The organism is Ancylobacter sp. GW821-FHT10E12 (genome assembly GCF_058809335.1).
The window spans coordinates 35,280-56,417 of record NZ_JBXASN010000025.1 but is presented as its reverse complement, the minus strand read 5'-3'; the positions used below and the strand labels follow the sequence as shown (position 1 = coordinate 56,417).

Annotated in this window: 24 protein-coding genes and 1 tRNA gene; 5 read left to right on the top strand and 20 right to left on the bottom strand. The window is 67.7% G+C overall.

Going from position 1 to position 21,138, the window contains the following annotated elements; genetic code table 11:
• Positions 1 to 16: 16 nt before the first annotated feature.
• Complete coding sequence (locus tag AC1RU4_RS24710; protein WP_492894259.1) at positions 17 to 1,075, bottom strand: DUF2125 domain-containing protein; 1,059 nt, start codon at positions 1,073 to 1,075, stop codon at positions 17 to 19.
• Positions 1,076 to 1,819: 744 nt separating this feature from the next.
• Here AC1RU4_RS24710 and AC1RU4_RS24705 point away from each other — a divergent pair.
• A complete protein-coding gene (locus AC1RU4_RS24705) occupies positions 1,820 to 2,374 on the top strand; it encodes a gamma-glutamylcyclotransferase (RefSeq protein WP_492894257.1) in 555 nt (184 codons plus the stop codon).
• Positions 2,375 to 2,491: 117 nt separating this feature from the next.
• On the opposite strand, the gene AC1RU4_RS24700 is transcribed toward AC1RU4_RS24705, so the two are convergent.
• A complete protein-coding gene (locus tag AC1RU4_RS24700; protein ID WP_492894255.1) occupies positions 2,492 to 2,812 on the bottom strand; it encodes a hypothetical protein in 321 nt (106 codons plus the stop codon).
• A 301-nt stretch (positions 2,813 to 3,113) separates the two neighbouring features.
• On the opposite strand from AC1RU4_RS24700, the gene AC1RU4_RS24695 reads away from it, so the two are divergent.
• A tRNA-Arg gene (locus AC1RU4_RS24695) sits at positions 3,114 to 3,190 on the top strand.
• A gap of 33 nt (positions 3,191 to 3,223) precedes the next feature.
• Here the strand turns inward: AC1RU4_RS24695 and AC1RU4_RS24690 are convergent.
• Genes AC1RU4_RS24690 through AC1RU4_RS24655 form a run of 8 tightly spaced genes read right to left on the bottom strand, consistent with a single transcriptional unit; the run spans position 3,224 to position 8,950 of the window.
• Positions 3,224 to 4,309 carry a tyrosine-type recombinase/integrase gene (locus AC1RU4_RS24690; protein WP_492894253.1) on the bottom strand — a complete coding sequence of 362 codons (1,086 nt, stop codon included), beginning with the start codon at positions 4,307 to 4,309 and terminating at the stop codon, positions 3,224 to 3,226.
• Positions 4,306 to 4,500: a hypothetical protein gene (locus AC1RU4_RS24685; RefSeq protein WP_492894251.1), complete on the bottom strand. Its 195-nt coding sequence runs from the start codon at positions 4,498 to 4,500 to the stop codon at positions 4,306 to 4,308. Before AC1RU4_RS24685 ends, AC1RU4_RS24690 begins: the two co-directional genes overlap by 4 nt.
• Entirely contained in the window at positions 4,500 to 5,717 is a 1,218-nt protein-coding gene (locus AC1RU4_RS24680; RefSeq protein ID WP_492894249.1) for a phage portal protein, read from the bottom strand. Before AC1RU4_RS24680 ends, AC1RU4_RS24685 begins: the two co-directional genes overlap by 1 nt.
• Positions 5,717 to 6,253 carry an HK97 family phage prohead protease gene (locus tag AC1RU4_RS24675; protein WP_492894247.1) on the bottom strand — a complete coding sequence of 179 codons (537 nt, stop codon included), beginning with the start codon at positions 6,251 to 6,253 and terminating at the stop codon, positions 5,717 to 5,719. Before AC1RU4_RS24675 ends, AC1RU4_RS24680 begins: the two co-directional genes overlap by 1 nt.
• 3 nt (positions 6,254 to 6,256) lie before the next feature.
• Positions 6,257 to 7,495 (bottom strand): phage major capsid protein, encoded by a 1,239-nt coding sequence (locus AC1RU4_RS24670; protein WP_492894245.1) that lies wholly within the window; start codon positions 7,493 to 7,495, stop codon positions 6,257 to 6,259.
• 47 nt (positions 7,496 to 7,542) lie between these two features.
• On the bottom strand, positions 7,543 to 8,100 hold the full coding sequence (locus AC1RU4_RS24665; RefSeq protein WP_492894243.1) for a hypothetical protein: 558 nt from the start codon (positions 8,098 to 8,100) through the stop codon (positions 7,543 to 7,545).
• A 47-nt stretch (positions 8,101 to 8,147) separates the two neighbouring features.
• Positions 8,148 to 8,489, bottom strand: coding sequence for a hypothetical protein (locus AC1RU4_RS24660; RefSeq protein WP_492894241.1), 342 nt, complete (start codon positions 8,487 to 8,489; stop codon positions 8,148 to 8,150).
• Positions 8,486 to 8,950 (bottom strand): hypothetical protein, encoded by a 465-nt coding sequence (locus AC1RU4_RS24655; RefSeq protein ID WP_492894239.1) that lies wholly within the window; start codon positions 8,948 to 8,950, stop codon positions 8,486 to 8,488. Before AC1RU4_RS24655 ends, AC1RU4_RS24660 begins: the two co-directional genes overlap by 4 nt.
• 86 nt (positions 8,951 to 9,036) lie before the next feature.
• Between AC1RU4_RS24655 and AC1RU4_RS24650 the strand changes: the two genes are divergently transcribed.
• The gene (locus AC1RU4_RS24650; protein ID WP_492894285.1) at positions 9,037 to 9,291 is read left to right on the top strand and encodes a transcriptional regulator; all 255 of its coding nucleotides are present in this window, start codon (positions 9,037 to 9,039) and stop codon (positions 9,289 to 9,291) included.
• Positions 9,281 to 9,733, top strand: a complete 453-nt coding sequence (locus AC1RU4_RS24645; RefSeq protein ID WP_492894237.1) for a hypothetical protein — start codon at positions 9,281 to 9,283, stop codon at positions 9,731 to 9,733. Before AC1RU4_RS24650 ends, AC1RU4_RS24645 begins: the two co-directional genes overlap by 11 nt.
• Before the next feature lie 8 nt (positions 9,734 to 9,741).
• On the opposite strand, the gene AC1RU4_RS24640 is transcribed toward AC1RU4_RS24645, so the two are convergent.
• From AC1RU4_RS24640 to AC1RU4_RS24610, 7 genes are all read right to left on the bottom strand, one after another.
• Positions 9,742 to 11,394, bottom strand: a complete 1,653-nt coding sequence (locus AC1RU4_RS24640; protein ID WP_492894235.1) for a terminase large subunit — start codon at positions 11,392 to 11,394, stop codon at positions 9,742 to 9,744.
• Positions 11,395 to 11,437: 43 nt separating this feature from the next.
• Complete coding sequence (locus AC1RU4_RS24635; RefSeq protein ID WP_492894233.1) at positions 11,438 to 11,812, bottom strand: HNH endonuclease signature motif containing protein; 375 nt, start codon at positions 11,810 to 11,812, stop codon at positions 11,438 to 11,440.
• A gap of 312 nt (positions 11,813 to 12,124) precedes the next feature.
• Positions 12,125 to 13,336: an AAA family ATPase gene (locus tag AC1RU4_RS24630; protein ID WP_492894231.1), complete on the bottom strand. Its 1,212-nt coding sequence runs from the start codon at positions 13,334 to 13,336 to the stop codon at positions 12,125 to 12,127.
• Positions 13,333 to 13,593 (bottom strand): hypothetical protein, encoded by a 261-nt coding sequence (locus tag AC1RU4_RS24625; protein ID WP_492894229.1) that lies wholly within the window; start codon positions 13,591 to 13,593, stop codon positions 13,333 to 13,335. Before AC1RU4_RS24625 ends, AC1RU4_RS24630 begins: the two co-directional genes overlap by 4 nt.
• 154 nt (positions 13,594 to 13,747) lie before the next feature.
• Complete coding sequence (locus AC1RU4_RS24620) at positions 13,748 to 15,043, bottom strand: FtsX-like permease family protein (protein WP_492894227.1); 1,296 nt, start codon at positions 15,041 to 15,043, stop codon at positions 13,748 to 13,750.
• 3 nt (positions 15,044 to 15,046) lie between these two features.
• Positions 15,047 to 15,730, bottom strand: coding sequence for an ABC transporter ATP-binding protein (locus AC1RU4_RS24615; RefSeq protein WP_492894225.1), 684 nt, complete (start codon positions 15,728 to 15,730; stop codon positions 15,047 to 15,049).
• A 2-nt stretch (positions 15,731 to 15,732) separates the two neighbouring features.
• The gene (locus AC1RU4_RS24610; RefSeq protein ID WP_492894223.1) at positions 15,733 to 16,194 is read right to left on the bottom strand and encodes a hypothetical protein; all 462 of its coding nucleotides are present in this window, start codon (positions 16,192 to 16,194) and stop codon (positions 15,733 to 15,735) included.
• Between the two features lie 184 nt (positions 16,195 to 16,378).
• Between AC1RU4_RS24610 and AC1RU4_RS24605 the strand changes: the two genes are divergently transcribed.
• Entirely contained in the window at positions 16,379 to 18,154 is a 1,776-nt protein-coding gene (locus AC1RU4_RS24605) for a PHA/PHB synthase family protein (protein ID WP_492894221.1), read from the top strand.
• A 48-nt stretch (positions 18,155 to 18,202) separates the two neighbouring features.
• On the opposite strand, the gene AC1RU4_RS24600 is transcribed toward AC1RU4_RS24605, so the two are convergent.
• From AC1RU4_RS24600 to AC1RU4_RS24590, 3 genes are all read right to left on the bottom strand, one after another.
• Positions 18,203 to 18,979: an ABC transporter permease gene (locus AC1RU4_RS24600; RefSeq protein WP_492894219.1), complete on the bottom strand. Its 777-nt coding sequence runs from the start codon at positions 18,977 to 18,979 to the stop codon at positions 18,203 to 18,205.
• Positions 18,979 to 19,782 carry an ABC transporter ATP-binding protein gene (locus tag AC1RU4_RS24595; protein ID WP_492894217.1) on the bottom strand — a complete coding sequence of 268 codons (804 nt, stop codon included), beginning with the start codon at positions 19,780 to 19,782 and terminating at the stop codon, positions 18,979 to 18,981. Before AC1RU4_RS24595 ends, AC1RU4_RS24600 begins: the two co-directional genes overlap by 1 nt.
• A gap of 202 nt (positions 19,783 to 19,984) precedes the next feature.
• Complete coding sequence (locus tag AC1RU4_RS24590; RefSeq protein ID WP_492894215.1) at positions 19,985 to 21,106, bottom strand: ABC transporter substrate-binding protein; 1,122 nt, start codon at positions 21,104 to 21,106, stop codon at positions 19,985 to 19,987.
• Between the last annotated feature and the right edge of the window lie 32 nt (positions 21,107 to 21,138).

The window sequence follows — 21,138 nt, the reverse complement described above, 5'->3', positions numbered from 1 at the left end:
CGGAGAGGCCTGGCTCTCAGTAGAGCGGCCCGATCTTGCCGAGCGGGATCAGGCCGAGCGCCACCCGCCCGTCGCGGAACACGAAGGGGAAGGCGCTCGCCCGCGCGCCATCGAGGGTGGTCGGCATGCCGGCCGCCATCAGCAGCGGGGCGAGCGAGGCGGCCGTGTCCGGCATCAGGCCGGAGCCGCCGAGCGCGCCCATGAGCGCCTGCGGATTGGCGACGGCGAGCGTCACCGCACCCGTGGGACGGCGCGCGCCGTCGAGGCCGATATCGCCGGTGGCATTGAGCGTGCCGCCGCCGGCGCTGAGCTTGGCGACGGCGATCGTCATCTTGCCGCCGGCCTGTTGCCAGAGCTGCAGCCGTTCGGCGACCGGCATCGCCTGGAAGGGCGGCACCTGCGAGATCGTCGCCTGCAATTCGCCATCCGCCGCCGCCTGCGTCGCGCCGCCCAGGGCGCCGCTGCCGGCGCCCTTGACGCCGAGGGCAAGGTCGAGCGTGTTGCCCGTCTCGCCGGGATGGTGGCGGGCATGCAGTTCGGCATGGCGGGCGAAGAACAGCGCGCTGCCGCCTTCGCTCAGCACGTAGTCATTGGCCGACACCGAGACGCGGTCGACCTGGCCGCCGACGCCGACGGCGCTGACCTGCAGCAGCGACCAGTTGGCCTCGATGGCGCGCCCGCTCGATGCTTCCTTGAGCACCGACGGCCCCTGGAATTCGGCGATGATGTGCTGGGGATCCCATACCTGCGCCACCGCATGCACCCGTGCGGCCGTCCATTGCCACGGGTCGGCGCCGGTGAAAGCCAGGCTCGGCTGGGCGCAGGCGAGCTCGAAGCGGAACGGAAAGCCGGTGAGCCGGCGGTCGGCGCAGGTCCAGACCCGCCCGGCCGCGGCCTCGTTGGCGATCCAGCTGTCGATCTCCTGCTCGGCGCGGCCGGCGGCGTAGAACCACGCGGCGGTCCAGCCCAGCCCGGCGAGCACGAACAGCGCGAGCGGCACCGCCACCCAGAGCGACGAGCGCCGCCGCGGTGTCGCGGTGGAGCTGGGGACGGCTTCGGAATCGGGCACGGTCATCGGGGCATCTCCAGGACGGTCTTCCTTTGGATCGCCATTGCGTCGCGGATGCGGCGGGCGGGGTGACGACCGCCCGCTCGGACGGCCGCCGGTGCCGATACGCGGCGCCCCCGCTCGCATATGGCACGCCCGACCGGATATCGCGTTCTGGCTGGCGCGTTAAGGGCCTCATGGCTGCCGGGGCGCAGAAAGATGGGCCGGCCGGCGGCTCGTCCCCGATGCGCGGCCGGTTCGGATGCCGGTCCGAGGCCGGAAGCCGACGGCGAACCGGAACCTCGCGGCGGTCGGCCAACGGCGCCGATGGACGTGGTCCGAGGTCCTGCCGCCCGATCGGTGACGACGTCAAATCTGGGTCCTTGATCGACGAACAAGCCGCCTGCAATCCGCTTTCAGCTTTCGATCGGACATCCCGGCCCGCCCGGCCGCATCTGCGCCACGGCGATTTTCCCCCCTCAATGGGCGCCCGCATCGGCGGACGGCAGTTCTATCCGGTCTTCCGCAAATGAGCGGGGCATGACGGCCGGCTTGCCGTAGATGCGGCCGAGCGGCAGCCGTTGCCCTGTCGTCTGGCGCCGGTGGGGCAGGGCTCCCTTCGCCGCATGCCATCGGTGCCGCGGTCGGGGGTACGCCGCTCAACCTCTTCCGCCCTTGTCCCGCCACGGATGAGCGCTTCCTGCGTGCCCGCGACGATGCGAGCATTGGCGAATCAGGCGCGCCTGCGGGCGCCGGCAGACGGTACGGTTCATGATTTCTCCTCCTCCTTCCGGCCCGGACGCGGCAGGCGCCGACCTCTGGGTGTTCGGCTACGGCTCGCTGATGTGGAATCCCGGCTTCGATCATGAGGAGAGCGTGCCGGCCCGCCTCCTCGGCGCGCATCGGTCGCTCTGCGTACTGTCGGTGCATTGGCGCGGCACTGCCGAGAAGCCGGGGCTGGTGCTCGGCCTCGACCAGGGCGGCAGCTGCATCGGCATCGCCTTCCGCGTCGCGGCGGCGCAGGCATCGACGACGCTCGCCTATCTGCGCGAGCGCGAGCAGGTGACCAATATCTATCGCGAGAGCACGCGGCGGGTGTGGCTGCGCGATGGTAGCCAGCGTGCCGTGCCGGCCCTGACCTTCCTGGTCGATCGCGGTCATGCGCAATATGCCGGCGCCCTGAGCCCGGAGGCGCGGCTGCACCTGGTGCGGCAGGGCCATGGCATCGGCGGTCCGAATGTCGATTACGTACGCGCCACGGCGCGGCATCTGGCCGATCTCGGCATCGCGGACACGGAACTCGACTGGATCGCCGCACGGCTGTGAGCGCGCCGACCTGCGGAGGCTTCCGGTTGCCGACCATGGACCATGCCCCCTATGGCGGACATGCGGCCGATCCCGGCATCGCCGCCGGGAGGCTCGGCGGGATGGCGGCGCGGCCGGTCACTCCGGTGCCAGCGGTCCGCTGTCGGTCTCGGGCATGATGCGCAGATGGATTTCCTGCGCGCCGGTGGCTTGGGCGGCGGCACGGGCTTTCGCCCCGGCCGGACCGCTCCATAGTGCCACGCATTGGCCGCCGATGCGGCGCACCGCCATGGCGACGGCGTCGGGATAGTCCGGCGCATCCTCGGCGGCATAGACGGAATAGACCTGCCGCCGCCCGTCCGGGCCGCGCCAGAGCCGAAAGCGTCGGGCGAGTGCGCCATCGGCGACGGTCAACGGACCGTCGTCGTGCAGCGAATCGCCCCGAAGGGGAGGGAACATGGTCATCATGAGAACAAAGTTAGAACATCTGTTGATGAGGTCAATGCGGTTCGTAGGGTGAATCCGCGTAAACGCTGAAGGTTCCCGTCACGCGTGCGTGACAGGCGCGCCTCGCGCCGGCCGGAGGCGCGGCAAGGACATCGCCGGCACCTCGCCGGGGTTATCGCAGGAACATGGCGGCGGCGCCGGGCTGCAGCCGGACGCTGCGGGAGGAAACTGGCGACGGCCCCTTGAAACCGGCGTCCGTTCGGACCATACGCTTGCTCGGGTCGCCGTCATCGGCGCCCGTTCCGGCTGCCACCTCCCGGTAGCTCAGCAGGATAGAGCACAGGTTTCCTAAACCTGGGGTCAGGGGTTCGATTCCCTTCCGGGAGGCCACCTCGGTCGCTAAGCGACTGAGGGTTAATGGTGTCAGTCCTCATTCTGGCTAACCTCCGGCGCGGGGTTAGCCAAATCCGTTCCTGTTTTGCGCCCTCCGATGTTCTGGATTGCCTGATCGGCGAGAAGGCGCTGGTCAGCCGCCTTGGTGTATCGCGACACCTCCGCCTCGGTGCGATGACCGGTAATCGCCTTGATCTGCTGGTTGGTCGAACCCGCCTCCGCCAGACGGCGCGCCGCAGCCTTGCGCAGCCCATGAGCCGAGCACTGCCGCAGCCCGGCCTCGTTGCAGCGGTCGCGAAACCAGTTGCCGAAGCCCGCCACAGTGAATGGGCGGCCGTACTGCGTCATGAGGAATGTGAGGTTTTCCTTGGGAGCCTGGGCGAGCACTTTCGCCAGTTCCTCATGAACGGGGATTTCCAACAGGCTTTTCGTCTTCTTCTGCTGAACCTTGAGCCTTCCGCCGGCGACGTGCTGCCAGCCCATGCGGATCGCATCGGAACGACGCTGCCCGGTGTAGAGCATGAGCGCCATGGCCAGCCGAGCCTTTGTGCCAATCGGATGGCGCGCCTCGAAAGCCGCGATCTCCTCCTCGGACCAGGTGTGCAGTCCCTCCCCGCTTGGCTTGAAGCCACGCAGCCCAATCGTCGGGTTGTCACGGCGCATGCCGTCGTCAACGGCGAAGGCCATCAGCGTCTTCAGGCGGTCCAGCAGGCCGTTGGCCGCTTCCGGCGTCTCGGCCATGGCCCCGATGATCGCCTTGATGTGGCGCCGCTCCAGCATCCGCACCCGCTTGTCGCCATGCTTCTGGCGGAAGCGCTCAATCTGTGCGCGGTAGTTCTTCTTCGTGCTCGGCTCCCGTCCCATGAACTCCGGCGAGCGATAGTACCGCGCGATGAGATCCGAGACGGTGCCGGACTTGGTACGCGCGAGGCCCGGCTCCACCACGGGCGCCGTCGTCTTCTCAAGGCATGCCTGATACTCCCGCATAAAGTCGGCCGACCACGGCACCGCCTTGAAGTAATAGGCCTCCTGCCCTTTGCGACGGAACCGCACGCGCAGCTTGCCGTGCCGGTCCTTGAATTCAGAGCACCATTTGGGCAAGCGCCGGCCAGTCATTGCGGCAGCACCTCGTCCCACTCGTTCTTCACGACATCTGCGGCCTGCTGCTCGCCGAAGAGGACCACAACACCATCAGCCGTGACCTTGACGCCAGCAATGCGCCCGAGGTCGACGCCGCCCTTGATCACGCCCTTCACAGCGCGCGAGATCGTCGCCTGAGTGATGATGGAGGGGTGGCGCCGCGCCATCACTTCGCCTCCGACTTCACGGTCGGCACCGTGCCGAGCGGCACCCAGTTCGCCGGCATGTGGTAGCTGTCGCCGTTCGGAATCGGCGGCTCGTTCTCGCGGCGGCGGATGTCGTTCGGCGACATGGCGCCGATCTCACGGGCGATGCGGTACGCCTCGAAACGGGCCTGCACGTCGCCGCGCAGCAGCGCCGACATATCATGCTCGATGTAGAGGGAGCGGCGGCCAGCCTCCGTGAGGAGCCCGCGCGCCATAGCCTGCTCGATCCGCACGGCGAGCGGCCCGAGCGCATTGCGCACCAGCGCCGTCGCCTCCTGCTCGACGTTGGAATAGGTCGCCTTGTCGGTGATGCCGACGCAGGTCGGCGGCACGCCGAAGATGCGGGCGACGTCCTCATTGGCCAGCTTGCGACTGTCGAGGAACTCGGCATCCTCCGGGGTGAAGGTGATGCGCTCGAATTTGGCCCCGCCGTCCATCACCATGGCCTTGCCCGCACTCTGGCCGGTGAAGCGCTCGGCAGCGTGCGAGGCGACCAACTTCTTCTGATCGGGGCTCAGCTTGTCAGGATAGATGAACACGCCAGAGGGACGCAGCGAATTCTCCATCAGAGCGCCCGCCGTTTCCGCCTGGGAGAGGGCGAGGCCGAGGGCGCCGCGGGCGATATGCAGCGGCGCCTGGCCGATGATGCCGTCGCGCGACAGGCCGCGCACATGCAGCGCCTCCTCCTGCAGCAGCACGGCCGTACCGCCACGCGGATCCATGACCTTGTAACGCAGCCGGCCGGAGGCGAGCCGCTCGACGCTGACATTGCCCCACGGCTCCGGCCAGAGCGCCACCACCTGCCCGCGCGCATTGCGCTCGACGCGGGCAAAGGCGTTGCCGGTGGTGTCGAGCTGGCGGCCAAGAAACTCGCGAAACTCGAAGGCCGTCATCTGCGGGTTGGCGAGGTCGTGCAGTACCCCATAAAGCGGATTGTCGTCCGCGCGGGCGCGGCCGCCATCGGTGGTGCGGCGGAACAGAAATAAGCCCACGCTCGCCAGCATCTCGGAACGGAGCGAGACGCAGCGGGCGGCCACCGCCAGATTGGAGAGCACCGCGTCGGGGTTCACCGCGCCGGCGCCAATCCCACGCAGGCCGAACCATTCGGCGAGGTAGGGGTCGGAGGATTTGATGGACGCGCGCGTCTCGCGGCCGAGGAGGCGATCGAGAAGACTCATCAGCGTGCTCCCATCAATTCGAGGTGGCGGATGGCGAGCGCAAGTCGCTGCGGGCGAACCGAGATGCGCGAGCGCGCCGCGATGGCGGTGCCGGCATAGGCCGGCCAGCTCATCACGACGCTGATCTCGTGCAACTCCACCTGGCGCAGTTCGCGGCGCTCGCCGTCCCACTGCTCGCCGCCGGCCGGCACGGTAAAGCCGAACGACATGCCGCCAAGGTCGCCGCGCTCGGCCAGCGCCAGTACGTCGCGGCCCGCCGCCGTGTCCGGCACGTCGAGGTCGAAGGCGAGTCCGCGTGTATCCTCGGAGAGGCGCAGGGTGCCGGAGCGGGTGCGCGCCAGCAGTTGGCCGGGGTTGTGGTCGACGAGGGCGAGGATATCGCCCTTGCCGGATAGGGACGGCCCGAACGCCCCCGCGCGGATCGTCTCGCGAAACGAGCCGATGCGGGCCTCGACGCCGAAGCTGGCGGCGTAACCTTCGAGGCGGCGCCCCTTGGCCCGCACCTCGATCTCGACGGAGCGGCGTTCGGTCTCCATCCCTCAGATCTCCGCGTAGGCGAACGCCTCGGTGTGGCGGACCGCCACGTCGGCGTCGAGGAAGGCATGGAGAAGAGCGCCGCCATTCGAGGCGACATCGGGATGGTAGGGGTTGACGAGGATGTCGACCGCCGACCAGTAGCCGGCGATCAGCTCCGACCACTGGCCGAAGATGAGCGCCGACTTGTTGGTGCCGGCGCCGATATTGGTCGGCACCTGCGTGGTGGTTTCGACGCGCTCGCCGTGGAACAGCTCGGCGAGCGGGATGGTGTGGCCATCGGCGTCCTTAATCTTGCGGGCCAGCGCCATGACGGTCGGGTTGGTGAGGAAGGCGCGGGTGCCGGTGACGTCGTCCAGCTCCAGCGCCGCGATGAGGTTGGCGTTGGTGTCGGAGAGCGCGGTCTCGGTCGTCACCTTCTCGATGCCGCTGCCCAGCAGGCCGAGGGGCTGGCCGCTGGCGCCGGTGCCGACGATCGCCGCCTTGTCGAGCGCCTGCGCCAGCAGGAAGCCGAGGTCGCGGCGCAGGATATCCTCCACCGACTGGCCGGACTGGAGCATCAGGCGACGGGAGAGCTGGTACTCGCCGGCCACGGTCTTCGGCCCCATCGAGACCGCCTCGAAGGCGACGGCGGAGCGGGTGGCGTTGCCGTTCTCGTTGACCCAGCTCGCCGAGCCGGAGGAGGCGAGGTTCGGCAGATCGAGAAAGCCGGTCAGGCCGCGCATCACCGTGGCGCCCATGCTCTCCACGCGGAGCGCCGGGCGGAAGCGGTCGGCGACGGCGGCAACCGAGGTCGGGACGAGGTAGCCGCCGGCCGGGTTGCTGTTCACCGTCTGCGAGCGTGTCTCGCCAAGCAGGATCTCGGAGGGTACGGCGAGGTGGAAGCCGACGCCGGCGCGGGTCTCACGGCCCTTGCTCAGTTCCTGGTGCACCTCGGCCTCGCGGCCAGTGAGGCGGCCGGAGGCCGCGCCCTGGATGGCGGAGGCCAAGGAATAATTGCGCAGCTCGCGACGCAGTTCCGGGCCGCCAACCGGCTCGCCATCGGCCTGGCGCTCCATCTCGGCAACCTGCTCGGCGCGGCCGATACGGGTATCGAGGCCGCGCACCTCGCCCTTGAGGGCATCGAAGCGCGTCGTCTCGTCAGCGGTGAAATCGTGGCCGGCGCCCTCGGCACCGGCCACGATCTGGCTCATCTCGGCGACCTTGGTCGCACGGGTCTCGCGAAGGTCATTCAGGTTCGACATTGAATTAGGCTCCATCTAAGGGACTGGACTGTCATCGCGACGTTCAATCAGGGAGAGAGGGTCACGAATGGCTTGTTCGTGCGCTTGAGGATCAGATCGGCCAGCTGGTCGAGGTAGACGATCACGATCGGACCATCCGCTCGCGGAGTGCCCTTGGCGGCAGTGATCTCGGTGGCCACGTCTTCGACCCACCGCTCTTCACCATTAGCGAACCAGATGAAGACGGAGCCGGGCAGCAGGCGTGGCCGACCTTCAAACACGATGGAACGTGCAACATTCGCGAACTGCCAAGGCGCCAAATCGGAGACGTTGTTGCCGTAAGCCTTTGCGCTCATGAGAACGTGAAACATGATGCGCATGGCGCTGATGTCGGGGATCGCCGGCTTCTCTGTGCCGGCACCGACCGTCGCCGGCCCGATGCCGCGATCCGACATCACCTTCAGGAAGGTGAGGCGGGCGAGGGCGAATAGATCGAAGCGGGCGTGCCCGCCCTCGAGGCGCGGGAGGAAGTCGCGCTTGCGCCAGTCGCGCTGCATCGCCACCGACTGCCCGGTGATGTGCTCGGCTTCGGCGGGCGTGAAGGCGGTGAGTGCGATCTGTTCCATATCGGAGTAATTACCCCGAATTTTACATCGGTGCAACCACCCCGATCTTAAAATCGACTATCCTCACCGAACCAGGTCTGCGGAGGGATGCAGATGCCGGCGCCATGCAGCACGCCGCGAGCCCGGTGGAACGGCTTACGCCATTCGCTTTGCAACAGGCAGTTGATGTCGCGGTCCAGCGGTGTCCACAGCTGCGGATCGCTCTGGGCGCCCAGTTCCCGCATCAGTGCCATGTATTCCTGGCCGAGGAATGCGGCATAGCGCTTCACGATCGGATCTTCGATCACGGGCGGGGCGGCGACCGTTACCATTGCGCCTGCCGGGAGGCCTATCAAAGGCAACGCCAGCGATGGAATGGCACGCGTGAGAAGAGCACGACGCCCGATCATCGTGGCGCGCCTCCGATGAAGACCGGCCGCTGAACGATCGCTTCCGAACCGTTGCACTGACCAGCCTCTGCGTGGTCCTGCTCGGCGTCGTGCTGCTCTTCGGCGTCGTCCGGGCCGCTATAGGCGAAGCCCATGCCGTGGCGCTCCAGCGCCGTATACTCGCGGTCGGTGTCCGGCCCTTCCGGCTCGTCGCCGGCGTCCTGTTCAAGGTCGGTATCGTCGTAACGGCGGATGCTGTCATCCCATGGCGCCACGAAGAAATGCCGTTCGGGCCGGCCGTCTTCCCAGCCGAGATTGGGCTCGTCGTCATTGGCCGGCTCAAGGTCGGGATCGCCCTCCAGCTCGTCGAGAAGGGCGAGCATGGTCTCGACAGCCGCCTCCATGCGCTCGCGCAGGGCGAAGCGCTCGATCATGACGAATTCTCGGACATAACTCCGCCGATCGCGGACATGAGTGCCCATGCGCGTGCTCCTGTTGGTTGTTCAACGATCTTGTGATATGTTAACTATCATTAGATCGATGAATGATCAACTGGAAATCAAACGATATGTCAGCGATCACAGGTGCACAGATTCGCGCTGCGAGGGCGCTCGTGCGCTGGCGAGCCGAAGATCTGGCTAAGGCTTCGGGTGTCGGAGTTGCAACCGTTCGGCGGGCCGAAGCTGAGGATGGCGTGACATCAATGACTGCGCCGAATGCAGCTGCGGTGCAGCGCGCACTGGAGGTTGCAGGCGTTGAATTCATCGCCGAAAATGGCGGCGGCGCCGGAGTGCGTTTGAGAAAGTCCAACGATGCCAGTTAGCCTGACAGACGGGCTTACATATTGGGGAGCGGCCCTATCGACTTTGCTTGGCTGCCTCAAAATATATGAGGTAGTTGGCGACCGGATAAGATTTGAAACAAGCTACTCATGGACAGGTCAGCGAGGAGAGCCCGACACGATTGAACTTTACAACTGTTCCCGCAAGAATGTTGTAGTGGCCTATTGGCGCATTGCATGGGTTCCAAATTCTTACAGAGCATTACCGAGAAATATTGAACTTGACCCCGAGATCATTGACGCGACTCCAGATAGTCTTGAGGGTGGGTTCGAATTGTCTGGAAGGACAAGTATAAAGTTAAACATAGACGATGAAGGCAAAATATTTATGCCACAAGAATATCGAAAAGACAAAAAAATGATAATGGAATTAAAAGTATATGGCAAGAAAAAGCCCATGTACTTGGATATATGTGACCAATAGACCGACATTCACACCACTTCCATCATCGGCTCCCACGCCACCTCGCCGCCGAACCTTCCCATCGTCGCCAGCGCCATGGCGAGCGCCACCAGCCCATCGATGCGTCCGCGCGAGCGTGCCTTGTCGAGCTTGCGATTGCCGGCCGGGTCGGCGGTTGCCACCGCGTTCGCCGCGCACCAGGTGAGGATCGGGTTGCCGCCATGGCGCAGCCGGCGCTCGGCGACCAGGCGCTCCAGCGTGTCGACGGCCGGAGCCATGTCCTTGTAGCCCTGACCGAACGGCGCCATCTCGATCGTCGCGCCGGTCTCGGCCAGCGCCTTCTGGAAGGTGTCGATGCGCCAGCGGTCGAAGGCGAGGAAGCGCAGATCGTAGACCATGGCGAGATTCGCCACCTTCGCCGCGATGAAGGCCGGATCGATCGTCACGCCGGGCGTCGTTTCCAGAAAGCCGGACTGCCGCCACGCCCAATAGGGCACCCGGTCCTCTTCTTCTCGCTCACGCAGGCTATCGCCGGGAAGCCAGAAGAACGGCACCACGTCCACCGTGCCGTCATCCTGCGGGAACGCCAGCACCAGCGAGGTGAGATCGCGCACGGCCGAGAGGTCGAGCCCGGCGTAGCAGGTGCGGCCCGCAAGCGCGGCAAGGTCGACCGGCGCCGCCGAGGCCATCCATTCCGTCGCGGTCAGGAAATGCCGCTCGGAGGCGACGCGCTGGTTCAGGATCAGGTTGCGAAAGGCCGGTTCCTTCGCCGGCATGCGCCGCGCCTGGCTGGCCTGGCGCTTCACCTCGTCCAGCGACAGGAAATCGCCCAGCGCCGGGTTGGCCAGCGCCCAGGTCTCCGGCTCCCACGGGTCGGCATCCATCGGCGCAGTGAAGAAGAACAGCCGGAAGCTCGCATCCTCCACCACGCCGTCGCGCACCCGCTGGCCGTAGTCGATCAGGTCGGAGAGCGGAGCGACATCGGTCGCCGCCTGCGTCGAGATCACTACCATCAGCGGGTTCTCGCGGGCGCCCATGGCCGTGTCGAGCGTGTCGAACAGTTCGCGGTTCGAGGCCTGGCCGAGCTCGTCATAGACCACGAAGGACGGTGACAGGCCGTGCTTGCCGGCGACATCCGCCGAGAGGGCGCGGTAGATCGAGCCGGTCGGCACATCCTCCATTTCCTTGGTGAAGCGCTTGATGTTGATGCGCTCGTTCAGGAACGGGCTACGGGCCACCATGGCGGCCATTTCGGAAAACAGCTTGCCGGCCTGCTCGCGATCGTTCGCGGCGCTGTAGCACTCGCCGCGCGCCTCGGCTTCCGGTCCCGAGAGGTGGCAAAGAGCAAGCGCGGCAGCAAGACCCGTCTTGCCGTTCTTGCGGCCCATCGAAATGATGGCGGTGCGAACCGGACGGCCGGCGGCATCGTCGGTGGCATAGACCTCCTCGATGATCGAGCACTGCCATGGGCGCAGCCGGATCTTCTGCCCGGCGAGCTTGCCGGCCGTCACCTCCAGCGTCTCGCAGAAGGCGATGACGCGGCCGGCGCGGGAGAGCCCCTCGGCGAGCCATGGCGGCGGCTCCGGCTTGGCGCGGGGCGCAAGCATGCCGGCGAACAGCCCCGCATCGGGCTCCGCCTGCGGATCCCTGATCGGCTTTGCTCCCGGCCCGCGACGTCCCATTCTCTCTAACCTCTCCTAACCCATTGATTTTTCAAATTTTCAACTAACTAAAGCCGTGTCTCCCACGCCGGTCCATGCTCCCCGGCTCCTCGTCCTTTGAGGGGGTATCCCCTCCGAAGAAGGGATGCGCTGGATCGACCGGCATGCCGTCAGCCCGCGTCCCTTTGAACCGAACGCCCTTGCCGCCGGCGCGGTCGACGGCAACCGTCTTCACCGCATGGCAGCTTGGGCACATGGACATCAGGCCATCGAGAGGCGGGAACGGATCGCCACCGCTGGCGATGCTGCGCACATGGTCGACGGTGTTCGCCGGAGTGAGACGCCCGCCCATCTCGCAGGGCTCGCACAGCGGGTTGGACGCGAGCTTGGCGAGGCGGAGCCGCTGCCATGCCGCCGTGTTGTACGGCCAGTCAGCCATGGCGCACCTCGCGGGCAAGGCGGCGGAGCTCGGCCTCGATATCGGACTTGGCGAGGTGGAAGGCCTCCGGGTCGCGATGGCTTGGCGAGAGATGACGGACCCGGCCGGCGAGATCCTTGAGCTTATCAGATAGGGGGGCGCTAACAGCCCCCTTATCTTTAGATAAGGGAACACTGCGACACATGAAATTTCCCTTATATTCCAAGGGTTTGCAAATGACCCTGACACCCTGACGGGACACTGCGACACATAATGATTTCAATGGGTTAGCAGGTGACCCAGACACCCTGACGGGAACCCTGACGGCCCTGCTCATGAGGGATCTCCGAGCAAGTCGCCGGAGGTCGGGTCACGTTCATCGGGCAAGGGAGGGAAGTCCGCCGGCACAAGCACCTGGCGTTGCCGCGATGCCCGGCCGAGCTTGGCCACGCGCAGCCGCCCGCCCGCCAGCATGCGATCAATGCTGGCCTCGATAATCTTGCGGGTAAGGCCTTTGGTCTCGCCGTAGTCCATCAACATCGACACGGCGTAATCGGCCGAGTTCTTGGCCGGCGAGGGCTGTCGGCCCGCTTTGAGCGCAGCCTTCAAGGCTCCCTCTACCTTGACCTCGGTGGCGAAGATATCGAGCGAGCCGGTCGACTGGACAGGATCGCCGTCGAGCATGAACGCGCCCGCGAAATACCGCACGGTGAGGGGCAGATCGGTCGGCGCGTAATTGCCCTTCAGGCGCTCGATGAGGCGCATATCGCGGGCGTTCGGGCCCGTGGCCTCGTCGCCAGTAGGACGGCGCATCTGCACGACGGAGCGCACGGCATTGCGCCAAGCGGTGTTGCCCGAAATGCCGGTGTTGTCTTGAATGCCGGCGACGCTCGGATGGCCGACAAGGATGCACGCGCCGTTGCACTCACGGGCAATCGCCTGCAACGAGCGGACGAACCGCGTCACCTGCTGGCGGTCGATCTCCAGGCCACCGAACGTATCGGCCAACGTGTCGACGATGAGGAGCTGAATTCCATGATCGCGACAGTGGGTGCGCAGGTTGCTATAGAGGGTTGTCGTGCCCAGCCGCCTACCGCTCTTGTCCGGCCCCATCAGCGTGGTTTCTTCGCCGACGACGACTTTCCAGAACAGACGTCCGTCGAGGTCCGGCCAGTCGAGGCCGAGCGAGGCGTTGATATCCGCCTGCCGACGATGCAGCTCGTCACGATCGTCTTCGCAGGCGAGGTAAAGCACCTTGCGCGGCGCCATCTCGATGCCGAAGAACGCCGTGCCGGTCGCGGCGCAGGTGGCGAGCTGCATGGCGAGCAGGCTCTTGCCGGTGCCGCCATCGCCCGAGAGCAGCGACACATAGCCATCAGGAAACCAGCCCGGTACGCACCAGCGCCGTTCGGGGATTTCCTTGCCGAACAGCTCGCTGGGGCAGATTACCGGCCAGTTCGACCGACTAGGTGAGACCCACTCCTCCGGGTCGACAATGGCGGCGATCTTTCGGAGCGCCGGGTTGATGGGAGGAGAATCGCTCAAGAGGCGGTCTCCCGTGTCTCGGCCGTGCCGGATGCCCACTCTTCGAACAGGATGTCGAAGGTGGTCTCCAGCCCGTCGAGCGCGGCGGCCTGCGCTTCAGTGAGTATCCGCTCGCTGGCGCCCCGGTAGGTGGCACGGCTCTCCACGAGACTGTCGAGGCCGGAGACAGCGTTCGCCCAATCCCGCCGCAGCTTTTCAAAGAGAGCGCGGGCTGCGGCCTCGCCCGAGGCGCGGGCGCCTTGTGCAAATGGGCTCATGAGGCGCCCCCCGAAGCCGGGGCACGGTTCGCCAAAAGGGCGAAAAGCGCTGAATTATCAATTAGCACAATGGCGGAGTTAGACGACGCAAGCCATTGAGTAGGCCCCCGAAGGGCTGACCCTTCCGGGAGGCCACCGCCGATGGCGGGGGCGGTCAGCTGCGCAGGGCGGCGGCCGGGGACTGGCGATAGGCGAGCAGCGCCGGGATCGTCGCCATCAGCGCCGTCGCGCCGGCCAGCACCAGCAGCGGCAACAGGTCGTCGCCGGTGAACAGCACCGGCAACGCCACCCCGCTCTGGGCGGACAGATGTGCCGCGATGGCCCGCGCCGCGCCGTAGCCGAGGCCTATCCCGGCGAGAAGGCCCAGCCCCAGCATCGCGAAGCCCTCGATCCATACCAGCGCGAACACCGCGAGCCGCGGCGCCCCGAAGGCGCGCAATGCGCCGATCTGCCGTCGGCGCTGGCCGACATGCAGGAGGATGACGAACAGGATCGCCGCCGCGACCAGCGCCTGCGCGCCGGTGGCGACCGCCGAGAGCACGCGGCGCGCATCGCCGAGCGTCGCATAGAGCCGGGTCAGCACCTCGGCCGGGAACAGCGCCAGCGTGGTGTCGGTGCGCCACGCCTGGCGCAGCTTGTAGGCGTCGGCGATGCTGCGCGGCTTCACCACGATCGCCGGCACCCCCGGAGCGCCGGGCGAATTCACCCGCGCCGGGTCGATCGGGGCGTGCGGGCCGTGCTCCTCGCCATGCGGGCCGTTCGCCTCGTCATGCGGGGCCGCGTCGGAGGGCATCGGCGCAGCGGGAGGAGGCGTCGCGGCAGGGCCGCCTTCGCCCGCCTCGCCCGCCTCCTCCAGCCCATGGGTGCGCCACACCGCCTCGATCGGCACCAGCACGGCGCGGTCCCAGGGGGTTCCGGTCGGCGCCAGGCGCCCGACGATCTCGTAGGTGACGCCGCCATGGACATGGCCGCCGGTCGAAGCCTGGCCGTGCAGCGGGTGGAAACGGTCGCCCGGCCGCAATTCGACCGCCGCGCCGGCTACCGCCTCGTCGAGCCGGGCGAAGCTGCGGCCCTGCCGCATGCCGCCGAGCCCGTCGATCAGCGCCGTGGTGGTGCCGACCAGCGGATAGTCCTCGATGAAGTCGCCGAAGCCTACCGGCGCCGCCCAGGCGACGCGCGGATCGGCGGCGAGGCTCGCCAGCGCGCTGCCGGGCAGCAGGGCAAGCGGGGCCGGCTGCAGGAACACCGCCGAGAGCATCAGCTGCGTCTCGCTGCCCGCCGCGCCGACGATCACCGGAAACGCCGCGGCCGCGCGGGCGCTGCCGAGCCGCAACGCGCGCTCCTGCAGCGTCACCGCAACGCCGAGCGCGGTGGCGAGCCCGACGATCAGCACGATGGCGAACGCCCCGAGCGCGTTGCGCCGCAGATCGGCGAGGACGAGCCGGAACATCGCTCAGCCTTTCATGTGTTCGGTGTCGCCGAGGCGGCCGGCCTCGAGCCGCAGCACAAGGTCGAGCCGCTCCAGCAGGCGCGGATCGTGGCTGGCGACGATCAGCGTCGCACCCGCCTCGATGGCGAGCTCGGTCAGCAGCGCGCCGACGGCGGCACCGGCCTCGGCGTCGAGGCTGGCGGTGGGCTCGTCGCAGACGAGGATGCCGGGGCGGGCGATCAGCGCGCGGGCGACCGCGACACGCTGCTTCTGGCCGCGCGACAGCGTCTCCACCTTCTGGTCGCGCCGGTCGATGCCGACGCGGGCCAGCAGCCGGTCGGCCTCGTTGCCGGCGCCGGCCGGCAGCGCGAAATGCGACAGGCGCAGCGGCAGCAGCACGTTGTCGCGGGCGGACAGGCCGTCGAACAGGTGGAAATCCTGCATCACAAGGCCGACATGGCGCGCCCGCCAGCGGTCGCGCCGCCCCTCCGCCAGCCGGGCGATGTCGATGCCGTCCCAGAGGATCCGACCCTTCGGCGCGCGCTCCAGCCCGGTGATCAGGTTGATCAGCGTGGTCTTGCCGGAGCCGGACGGGCCGGCGAGACCGATGCGCGCCGCGGCGGGCAGCGCCAGATGGGGAACGGCGAGCGCCGGCGTCGCCAGTCCCGGATAGCGGACCTCCACATCCTCGAGCGTCAGCGCCGGCACGCTCAGGCCCGTCCGAAGCGGGCGCCGACGATGCGCAGCAGGCTGACGAAGCCGGTCTCGGGATCGGTCCAGGAGCCGACCTCCAGCGTGCCGGTCACCTCGATCAGCGCATTGGCCTGCTCGAAGGTCTGGGCGCGGTCGAGCCGCACCACCACGATATTGTCCGGCCAGTCGGCATCGGAGGAGCAGAATGGGCAGAGCGCCATCGGAATCTCGGTGAGCACGAAGAAGTCGGCCTCGGCCTTCAATGGCGGCGCCATGAAGCCGCGCATCGCGACCGTCTTGCCGGCGAGCGCCCTGGTCTTGTCGGAGAAGGTCAGGCCGAACACGCCCTGCCGGCCATAGAGTTCGTCGAAGCCCAGCGTCGCGGTCGCCTGCGCCGGGCGCGCGGCGGCGGTCAGGCCGATGGCCGCGAGCAGGAGATGGCGCCGCGACACGGGATGCGCCGGTGAAAGGCTCGGCATGGATGCGGCTCCTTCGGGTGGCCGCCTCGCCCGGTGCCGCGGGGCGAGGGCGATCATTGCGTCCGCTGGTTAGCCGGATCATGTGTCAGGCGGATGAAGGCGGAGGATCCGCTATGCCCCGCATATATCTCGCCGCAATGGAGCACTAGTTTGCGTGCGGTGCAGCAAGAAGGAAAGCGAGATCATGGACGCGACCAGCCGTTCGGCATCGGCCCTGTTCGCGGCGCCGATGCCGATCGATCCCGACGACACTGCCGGCGAGGCAGCCTTCCGCGCCATCGACCAGCTGCGGGATTGCTTCATTGGCCAGTTCACCGGCGGCATCTCGCCGATGGCGCTGTCGCTCGCCTTCCTCGACTGGTCGCTGCACCTGGCTGCCGCGCCCGGCAAGCGGATGGAGCTTGCCGCCAGGACGGCGCGCACGACCACCCGCTTCGCCACCTATCTCGCCGCCAGTGCCGTCTCCCCGGACGCGCCGGCCTGCATCGAGCCGCCGCCCGGCGACAACCGCTTCAGCTCCGAGGGCTGGAGCCGGCCGCCTTATGCGCTGTGGGCGCAGTGCTTCCTGCTCGGCCAGCAATGGTGGCATGGCGCCACCCATGGCGTGCCGGGGGTGAGCCCGCATCACGAGGAGGTGGTCTCCTTCGTCATGCGCCAGCTGCTCGACATGATGTCGCCGACCAACCTTCCCTTCGCCAACCCGGACGTGGTGGCGCGCACCGTCGAGACCGGCGGCGCCAACCTGGTGCAGGGGTTCCGCAACCTCGTCGAGGACACCGCCCGCCAGGCGGGCCATCATCCGCCGGAGGGCAGCGAGCGCTTCCTTCCCGGCCGCGAGGTGGCGGCGACCCCCGGCAGGGTGGTGTTCCGCAATCACCTGATCGAGCTGATCCAGTATTCCCCCGCCACGCCGATGGTGCGGGCCGAGCCGGTGCTGATCGTGCCGGCCTGGATCATGAAATATTACATCCTCGACCTGTCGCCGCAGAACTCGCTGGTGCGCTTCCTGGTCGCGCAGGGCTTCACCGTGTTCTGCGTCTCCTGGCGCAACCCGACGGCGGAAGACCGCGACCTCGGCATGGACGACTATCGCCGGCAGGGGGTGATGGAGGCTCTGGACGCCATTGGCGGCATCCTGCCGGGCGCCAGGGTGCATGCGACGGGCTATTGCCTCGGCGGCACGTTGCTGTCGATCGCCGCCGCCGCCATGGCGCGGGCGGGCGACACGCGGCTCGCCTCGCTGTCGATGTTTGCGGCGCAGACCGATTTCTCGGAGCCGGGCGAGCTCGCCCTGTTCATCGACACTAGCCAGACCAATTTCCTCGACAGCCTGATGTGGAATCGCGGCTATCTCTCCGCCGACCAGATGGCCGGCGCCTTCGCGCTCCTGCGCAGCAACGATCTCGTCTGGTCACGGCTGGTGCATGACTATCTCATGGGCGAACGCACGCCGATGATCGACCTGATGGCGTGGAACGCCGACACCACCCGCATGCCCTATCGCATGCACGCGGAATATCTGCGCCGGCTGTATCTCGACAACGAGCTTGCCGTCGGCCGCTTCATGGTCGACGGCCACCCGGCGGCGCTGCCCAATATCCGCGTGCCGCTATTCGCCGTCGGCACCGAGCGCGACCATGTCGCGCCGTGGCGCTCGGTGTTCAAGATCCACCAGCTGACCGACACCGATATCTCCTTCGTGCTGACCAGCGGCGGCCACAATGCCGGCATCGTCAGCGAGCCGGGTCACGGCGGCCGTTCCTATCGCCTCGCCACCAAGCGTGCCGCCGATATCTGCCTCGGGCCGGAGGAATGGGTCGAGGCGGTGGAGGCACGCACCGGCTCCTGGTGGACCGACTGGGCGCAGTGGCTCGTCATGCACTCCTCGGGCGAGGCTGTGCCGCCCGTCATGGGAGCCGGTCTCGCCGAGGCGCCGGGCACCTACGTGTTCCAGCGCTGAGGCGGCACTGGCGCGGACGACGACCCCGGAAGACGCTCCGCCGCCGCTTCAGCGCACCAGCTCGCCGCGGAACGCCCAGCGGGTCATGCGCCGCTCGATCAGCGCGCAGGCGGCATAGACGCCGACGCCCATGATGGCGATGGCGAACAGCCCGGCGAACGTGGTCGCCGAATCGTTGCGGGCGCTCGCCGACAGCATCAGGAAGCCGATGCCGCGATTGCCGCCCACCGTCTCGGCCAGCACCGAGCCGACAAAGGCCAGCGTCGCCGCCACTTTCAGGCTGGCGAACAGATAGGGCATGGCGCGCGGCACCCCGACCTTGGTGAGGATTTCCCAGTTGCTGGCGCCGAGCGAGCGCATCAGGTCACGCATTTCCGGCTCGATGGTGGCAAGGCCGGTGGCGACGTTCACCACGATGGGGAAGAAGGAGATGACGAAGGCGGTGATCACCGCCGGCAGCGCGCCGATGCCGAGCCAGATCATCAGGATCGGCACGATCGCCACCTTGGGAATGGCGTTGAAGGCGATCAGCAGCGGATACAGCCCGGCATAGACGAAGGGCGAGGCGCCGATGGCGAGGCCGAGCAGCAGGCCGAAGCCGATGGCGAGCACGAAGCCGATCATCGTCGTCCACAGCGTCTCCAGGCAGAAGCGCAGCAGGAGGTCCCAGCGCTCGACCATCACCGCGAACACCCGGCTCGGGCGCGGCGCCACGATCTCCTGCACCTCGAAGACGAGGCAGGCCGCCTCCCAGGCGATGAGCAGCACCGCAAGCGTCAGCCACGGCATGGCGAGGCGGGCATAGCGAAGCTGGCGGGCCGTCATCAGGCGTGCTCCAGCTGGATGCGCTCGCGCAGCTCGTGCACGATGTCGACGAACCCGGCCTGGAAGGTGGTCTCCAGCGTGCGCGGGCGCGGCAGCCCGATCTTGCGGATCTTGACGATCCGGCCCGGCCGCCGGCTCATCACATAGACGGTGTCGGCGAGATAGACCGCCTCGCGCAGGTCATGCGTCACCAGCACGGCGGTGAAGCGCCGTTCCATCCACAGCGCCTGCATGATCCCCCACAGCTCCTCGCGGGTGAAGGCGTCGAGCGCGCCGAACGGCTCGTCGAGCATCAGGATCTCAGGCTCGTGGATCAGCGCCCGGCAGACATTGGAGCGCTGCTGCATGCCGCCGGAGAGCTGCCAGGGATATTTGTCGCCGAAGCCGCCGAGCCCCACCGAGGCGAGCAGCGCCTCCGCCCGGGCAATGTACTCGGCCCGGTTGGCGCGCAGGCGCCGCTTGTGCGGCTCGACCACTTCCAGCGGCAGCATGACGTTGTCGCGGGTGGTGCGCCAGGGCATCAGCGTGGCGTTCTGGAACGCCATGCCGACGCCCTTGATCGGCCCGGCGACGCGCTGCCCGCGCACCCGCACCTCGCCGGAGGTCGGCGGGATGAGGCCGGTCACCAGCTTCATCAGCGTGGACTTGCCGCAGCCGGAGGGGCCGACCACGGCGACGAACTCGCCCTGCGCAATCTGCATGGTGGCGTCGCCCAGCGCCGGCATGCGCTCGCGCCCCTCGCCATAGGCGAGGCTGACCTGGTTCAGTTCGACGAGGGGAGGGGAGGCGTCGAGAGGGGGCATATAGGTCTCGGAGGCTGGTTCACCGGAGGGAGGCCCGGTTGATCATTTTCCTCTCCCCGTCGGGGAGAGGTGGCCCGTGAAGAGGGTCGGTGAGGGGGACGCGGCTGCGGAGCCGAAGAGCCCCTCGCCCCAACCCTCTCCCCAATGGAGAGAGGGAGACTTCCATCATGACATGAGGTCAGCTTCTGACGGCAGCGCCCCCTCAGGGCGCCACCATCCGCTCGGCCTTGGGCGGCAGATAGGCGTTGGTGAACACCTTGTCCGGCGCCGGCGCGCTCGGCAGGCCGAACGCCTCGGCGACGTCGCTCACCGAGCGGGCGAAGCGGGCCGGGTCGACGTCGCCCATGCCGTTTTCCTTCACATAGGGTGTCAGCACGTTCATCTTGAGCGACATGTTCAGCCGCTCGGTCTCCAGCTTGTCGTCGATCAGCGGATCGCGCTTCTTGGCGGCGGCGATGCCGATGGCGGGGTCGGCGGCGACTTCCTTCCACGCCTTGGCGGTGGCGCGCAGGAAGCCCTTGACCACCTCCGGCCTGGCCGCCATCGCCGGCGAGACGATGATGCCGTTGCCGTACACGTCCATGCCGGCGTCGCTATAGGTGAAGGCGACGATGTCCTCCATCTTCACCCCGCGCGCCTTCAGGTCGAGGATCGACGAGAAATAGTGGCCGGAGATGAAGTCGACCGTGCCCTGCACCAGCGATTGCTCGCGCAATTGCGGCGTGAGGTTGACGTGCTCGACGCTCTTCGGGTCGATGCCGACCTTCTTGGCGAAGGCCGGGAACAGCCGGAACGAGGCGTCGAACACCGGCGCGCCGAGCTTCTTGCCGGCGAGGTCGGCCGGCTTGGCAATGCCGGTCTTCTTCAGCGCGTAGACGCCGAAGGGCGGGAAATCATAGGCCATGAACACGCACAGCACTTCCTTGCCGGGATTCTTGGCGTTGTATTCGATCAGCGAGTTCACGTCGGCGAAGCCGATATCGTAGGCGCCGGAGGCGATCCGCTGCACCGCGCCGGCCGAGCCCTGGCCGGGGTCCATGGTCACGTCGAGGCCCTCGGCCTTGTAGTAGCCCTTGTCCAGCGCCACCAGGAAGGGCGAGGTCGGGCCCTGGAACACCCAGTCGAGGGTGAACTTCACGGGCGTGGGAGCCTGGGTCTGCGCCTGCGCGCCGGCCGCCGCCGCGAGCGCGATCGCCGTGGCCAGCCCCATGACGCCGGCGAGGCGCAGGGGGGAGGCGGCCGTCGAGGCTTCGGGCGCATTCTCGCGGGTCGGGACGAAGCGGGCCTTGAGGCGGCGCATCAGGTTGGTCGTGGCGCGGATCATTGGGCGGACACCTCCGGTCGGGGACGGGACGG

Bases quoted from the DNA above. Each gene is read 5' to 3' on its own strand.
- AC1RU4_RS24605 (WP_492894221.1), top strand. From the start codon at position 16,379: ATGGACGCGACCAGCCGTTCGGCATCGGCCCTGTTCGCGGCGCCGATG.
- AC1RU4_RS24595 (WP_492894217.1), bottom strand. From the start codon at position 19,782: ATGCCCCCTCTCGACGCCTCCCCTCCCCTCGTCGAACTGAACCAGGTC.
- AC1RU4_RS24610 (WP_492894223.1), bottom strand. From the start codon at position 16,194: ATGCCGAGCCTTTCACCGGCGCATCCCGTGTCGCGGCGCCATCTCCTG.
- AC1RU4_RS24680 (WP_492894249.1), bottom strand. From the start codon at position 5,717: ATGAGTCTTCTCGATCGCCTCCTCGGCCGCGAGACGCGCGCGTCCATC.
- AC1RU4_RS24665 (WP_492894243.1), bottom strand. From the start codon at position 8,100: ATGGAACAGATCGCACTCACCGCCTTCACGCCCGCCGAAGCCGAGCAC.
- AC1RU4_RS24705 (WP_492894257.1), top strand. From the start codon at position 1,820: ATGATTTCTCCTCCTCCTTCCGGCCCGGACGCGGCAGGCGCCGACCTC.
- AC1RU4_RS24590 (WP_492894215.1), bottom strand. From the start codon at position 21,106: ATGATCCGCGCCACGACCAACCTGATGCGCCGCCTCAAGGCCCGCTTC.
- AC1RU4_RS24685 (WP_492894251.1), bottom strand. From the start codon at position 4,500: ATGGCGCGGCGCCACCCCTCCATCATCACTCAGGCGACGATCTCGCGC.
- AC1RU4_RS24670 (WP_492894245.1), bottom strand. From the start codon at position 7,495: ATGTCGAACCTGAATGACCTTCGCGAGACCCGTGCGACCAAGGTCGCC.
- AC1RU4_RS24645 (WP_492894237.1), top strand. From the start codon at position 9,281: ATGCCAGTTAGCCTGACAGACGGGCTTACATATTGGGGAGCGGCCCTA.
- AC1RU4_RS24600 (WP_492894219.1), bottom strand. From the start codon at position 18,979: ATGACGGCCCGCCAGCTTCGCTATGCCCGCCTCGCCATGCCGTGGCTG.
- AC1RU4_RS24635 (WP_492894233.1), bottom strand. From the start codon at position 11,812: ATGGCTGACTGGCCGTACAACACGGCGGCATGGCAGCGGCTCCGCCTC.
- AC1RU4_RS24620 (WP_492894227.1), bottom strand. From the start codon at position 15,043: ATGTTCCGGCTCGTCCTCGCCGATCTGCGGCGCAACGCGCTCGGGGCG.
- AC1RU4_RS24640 (WP_492894235.1), bottom strand. From the start codon at position 11,394: ATGGGACGTCGCGGGCCGGGAGCAAAGCCGATCAGGGATCCGCAGGCG.
- AC1RU4_RS24690 (WP_492894253.1), bottom strand. From the start codon at position 4,309: ATGACTGGCCGGCGCTTGCCCAAATGGTGCTCTGAATTCAAGGACCGG.
- AC1RU4_RS24660 (WP_492894241.1), bottom strand. From the start codon at position 8,489: ATGATCGGGCGTCGTGCTCTTCTCACGCGTGCCATTCCATCGCTGGCG.
- AC1RU4_RS24625 (WP_492894229.1), bottom strand. From the start codon at position 13,593: ATGAGCCCATTTGCACAAGGCGCCCGCGCCTCGGGCGAGGCCGCAGCC.
- AC1RU4_RS24650 (WP_492894285.1), top strand. From the start codon at position 9,037: ATGTCAGCGATCACAGGTGCACAGATTCGCGCTGCGAGGGCGCTCGTG.
- AC1RU4_RS24710 (WP_492894259.1), bottom strand. From the start codon at position 1,075: ATGACCGTGCCCGATTCCGAAGCCGTCCCCAGCTCCACCGCGACACCG.
- AC1RU4_RS24655 (WP_492894239.1), bottom strand. From the start codon at position 8,950: ATGGGCACTCATGTCCGCGATCGGCGGAGTTATGTCCGAGAATTCGTC.
- AC1RU4_RS24675 (WP_492894247.1), bottom strand. From the start codon at position 6,253: ATGGAGACCGAACGCCGCTCCGTCGAGATCGAGGTGCGGGCCAAGGGG.
- AC1RU4_RS24700 (WP_492894255.1), bottom strand. From the start codon at position 2,812: ATGTTCCCTCCCCTTCGGGGCGATTCGCTGCACGACGACGGTCCGTTG.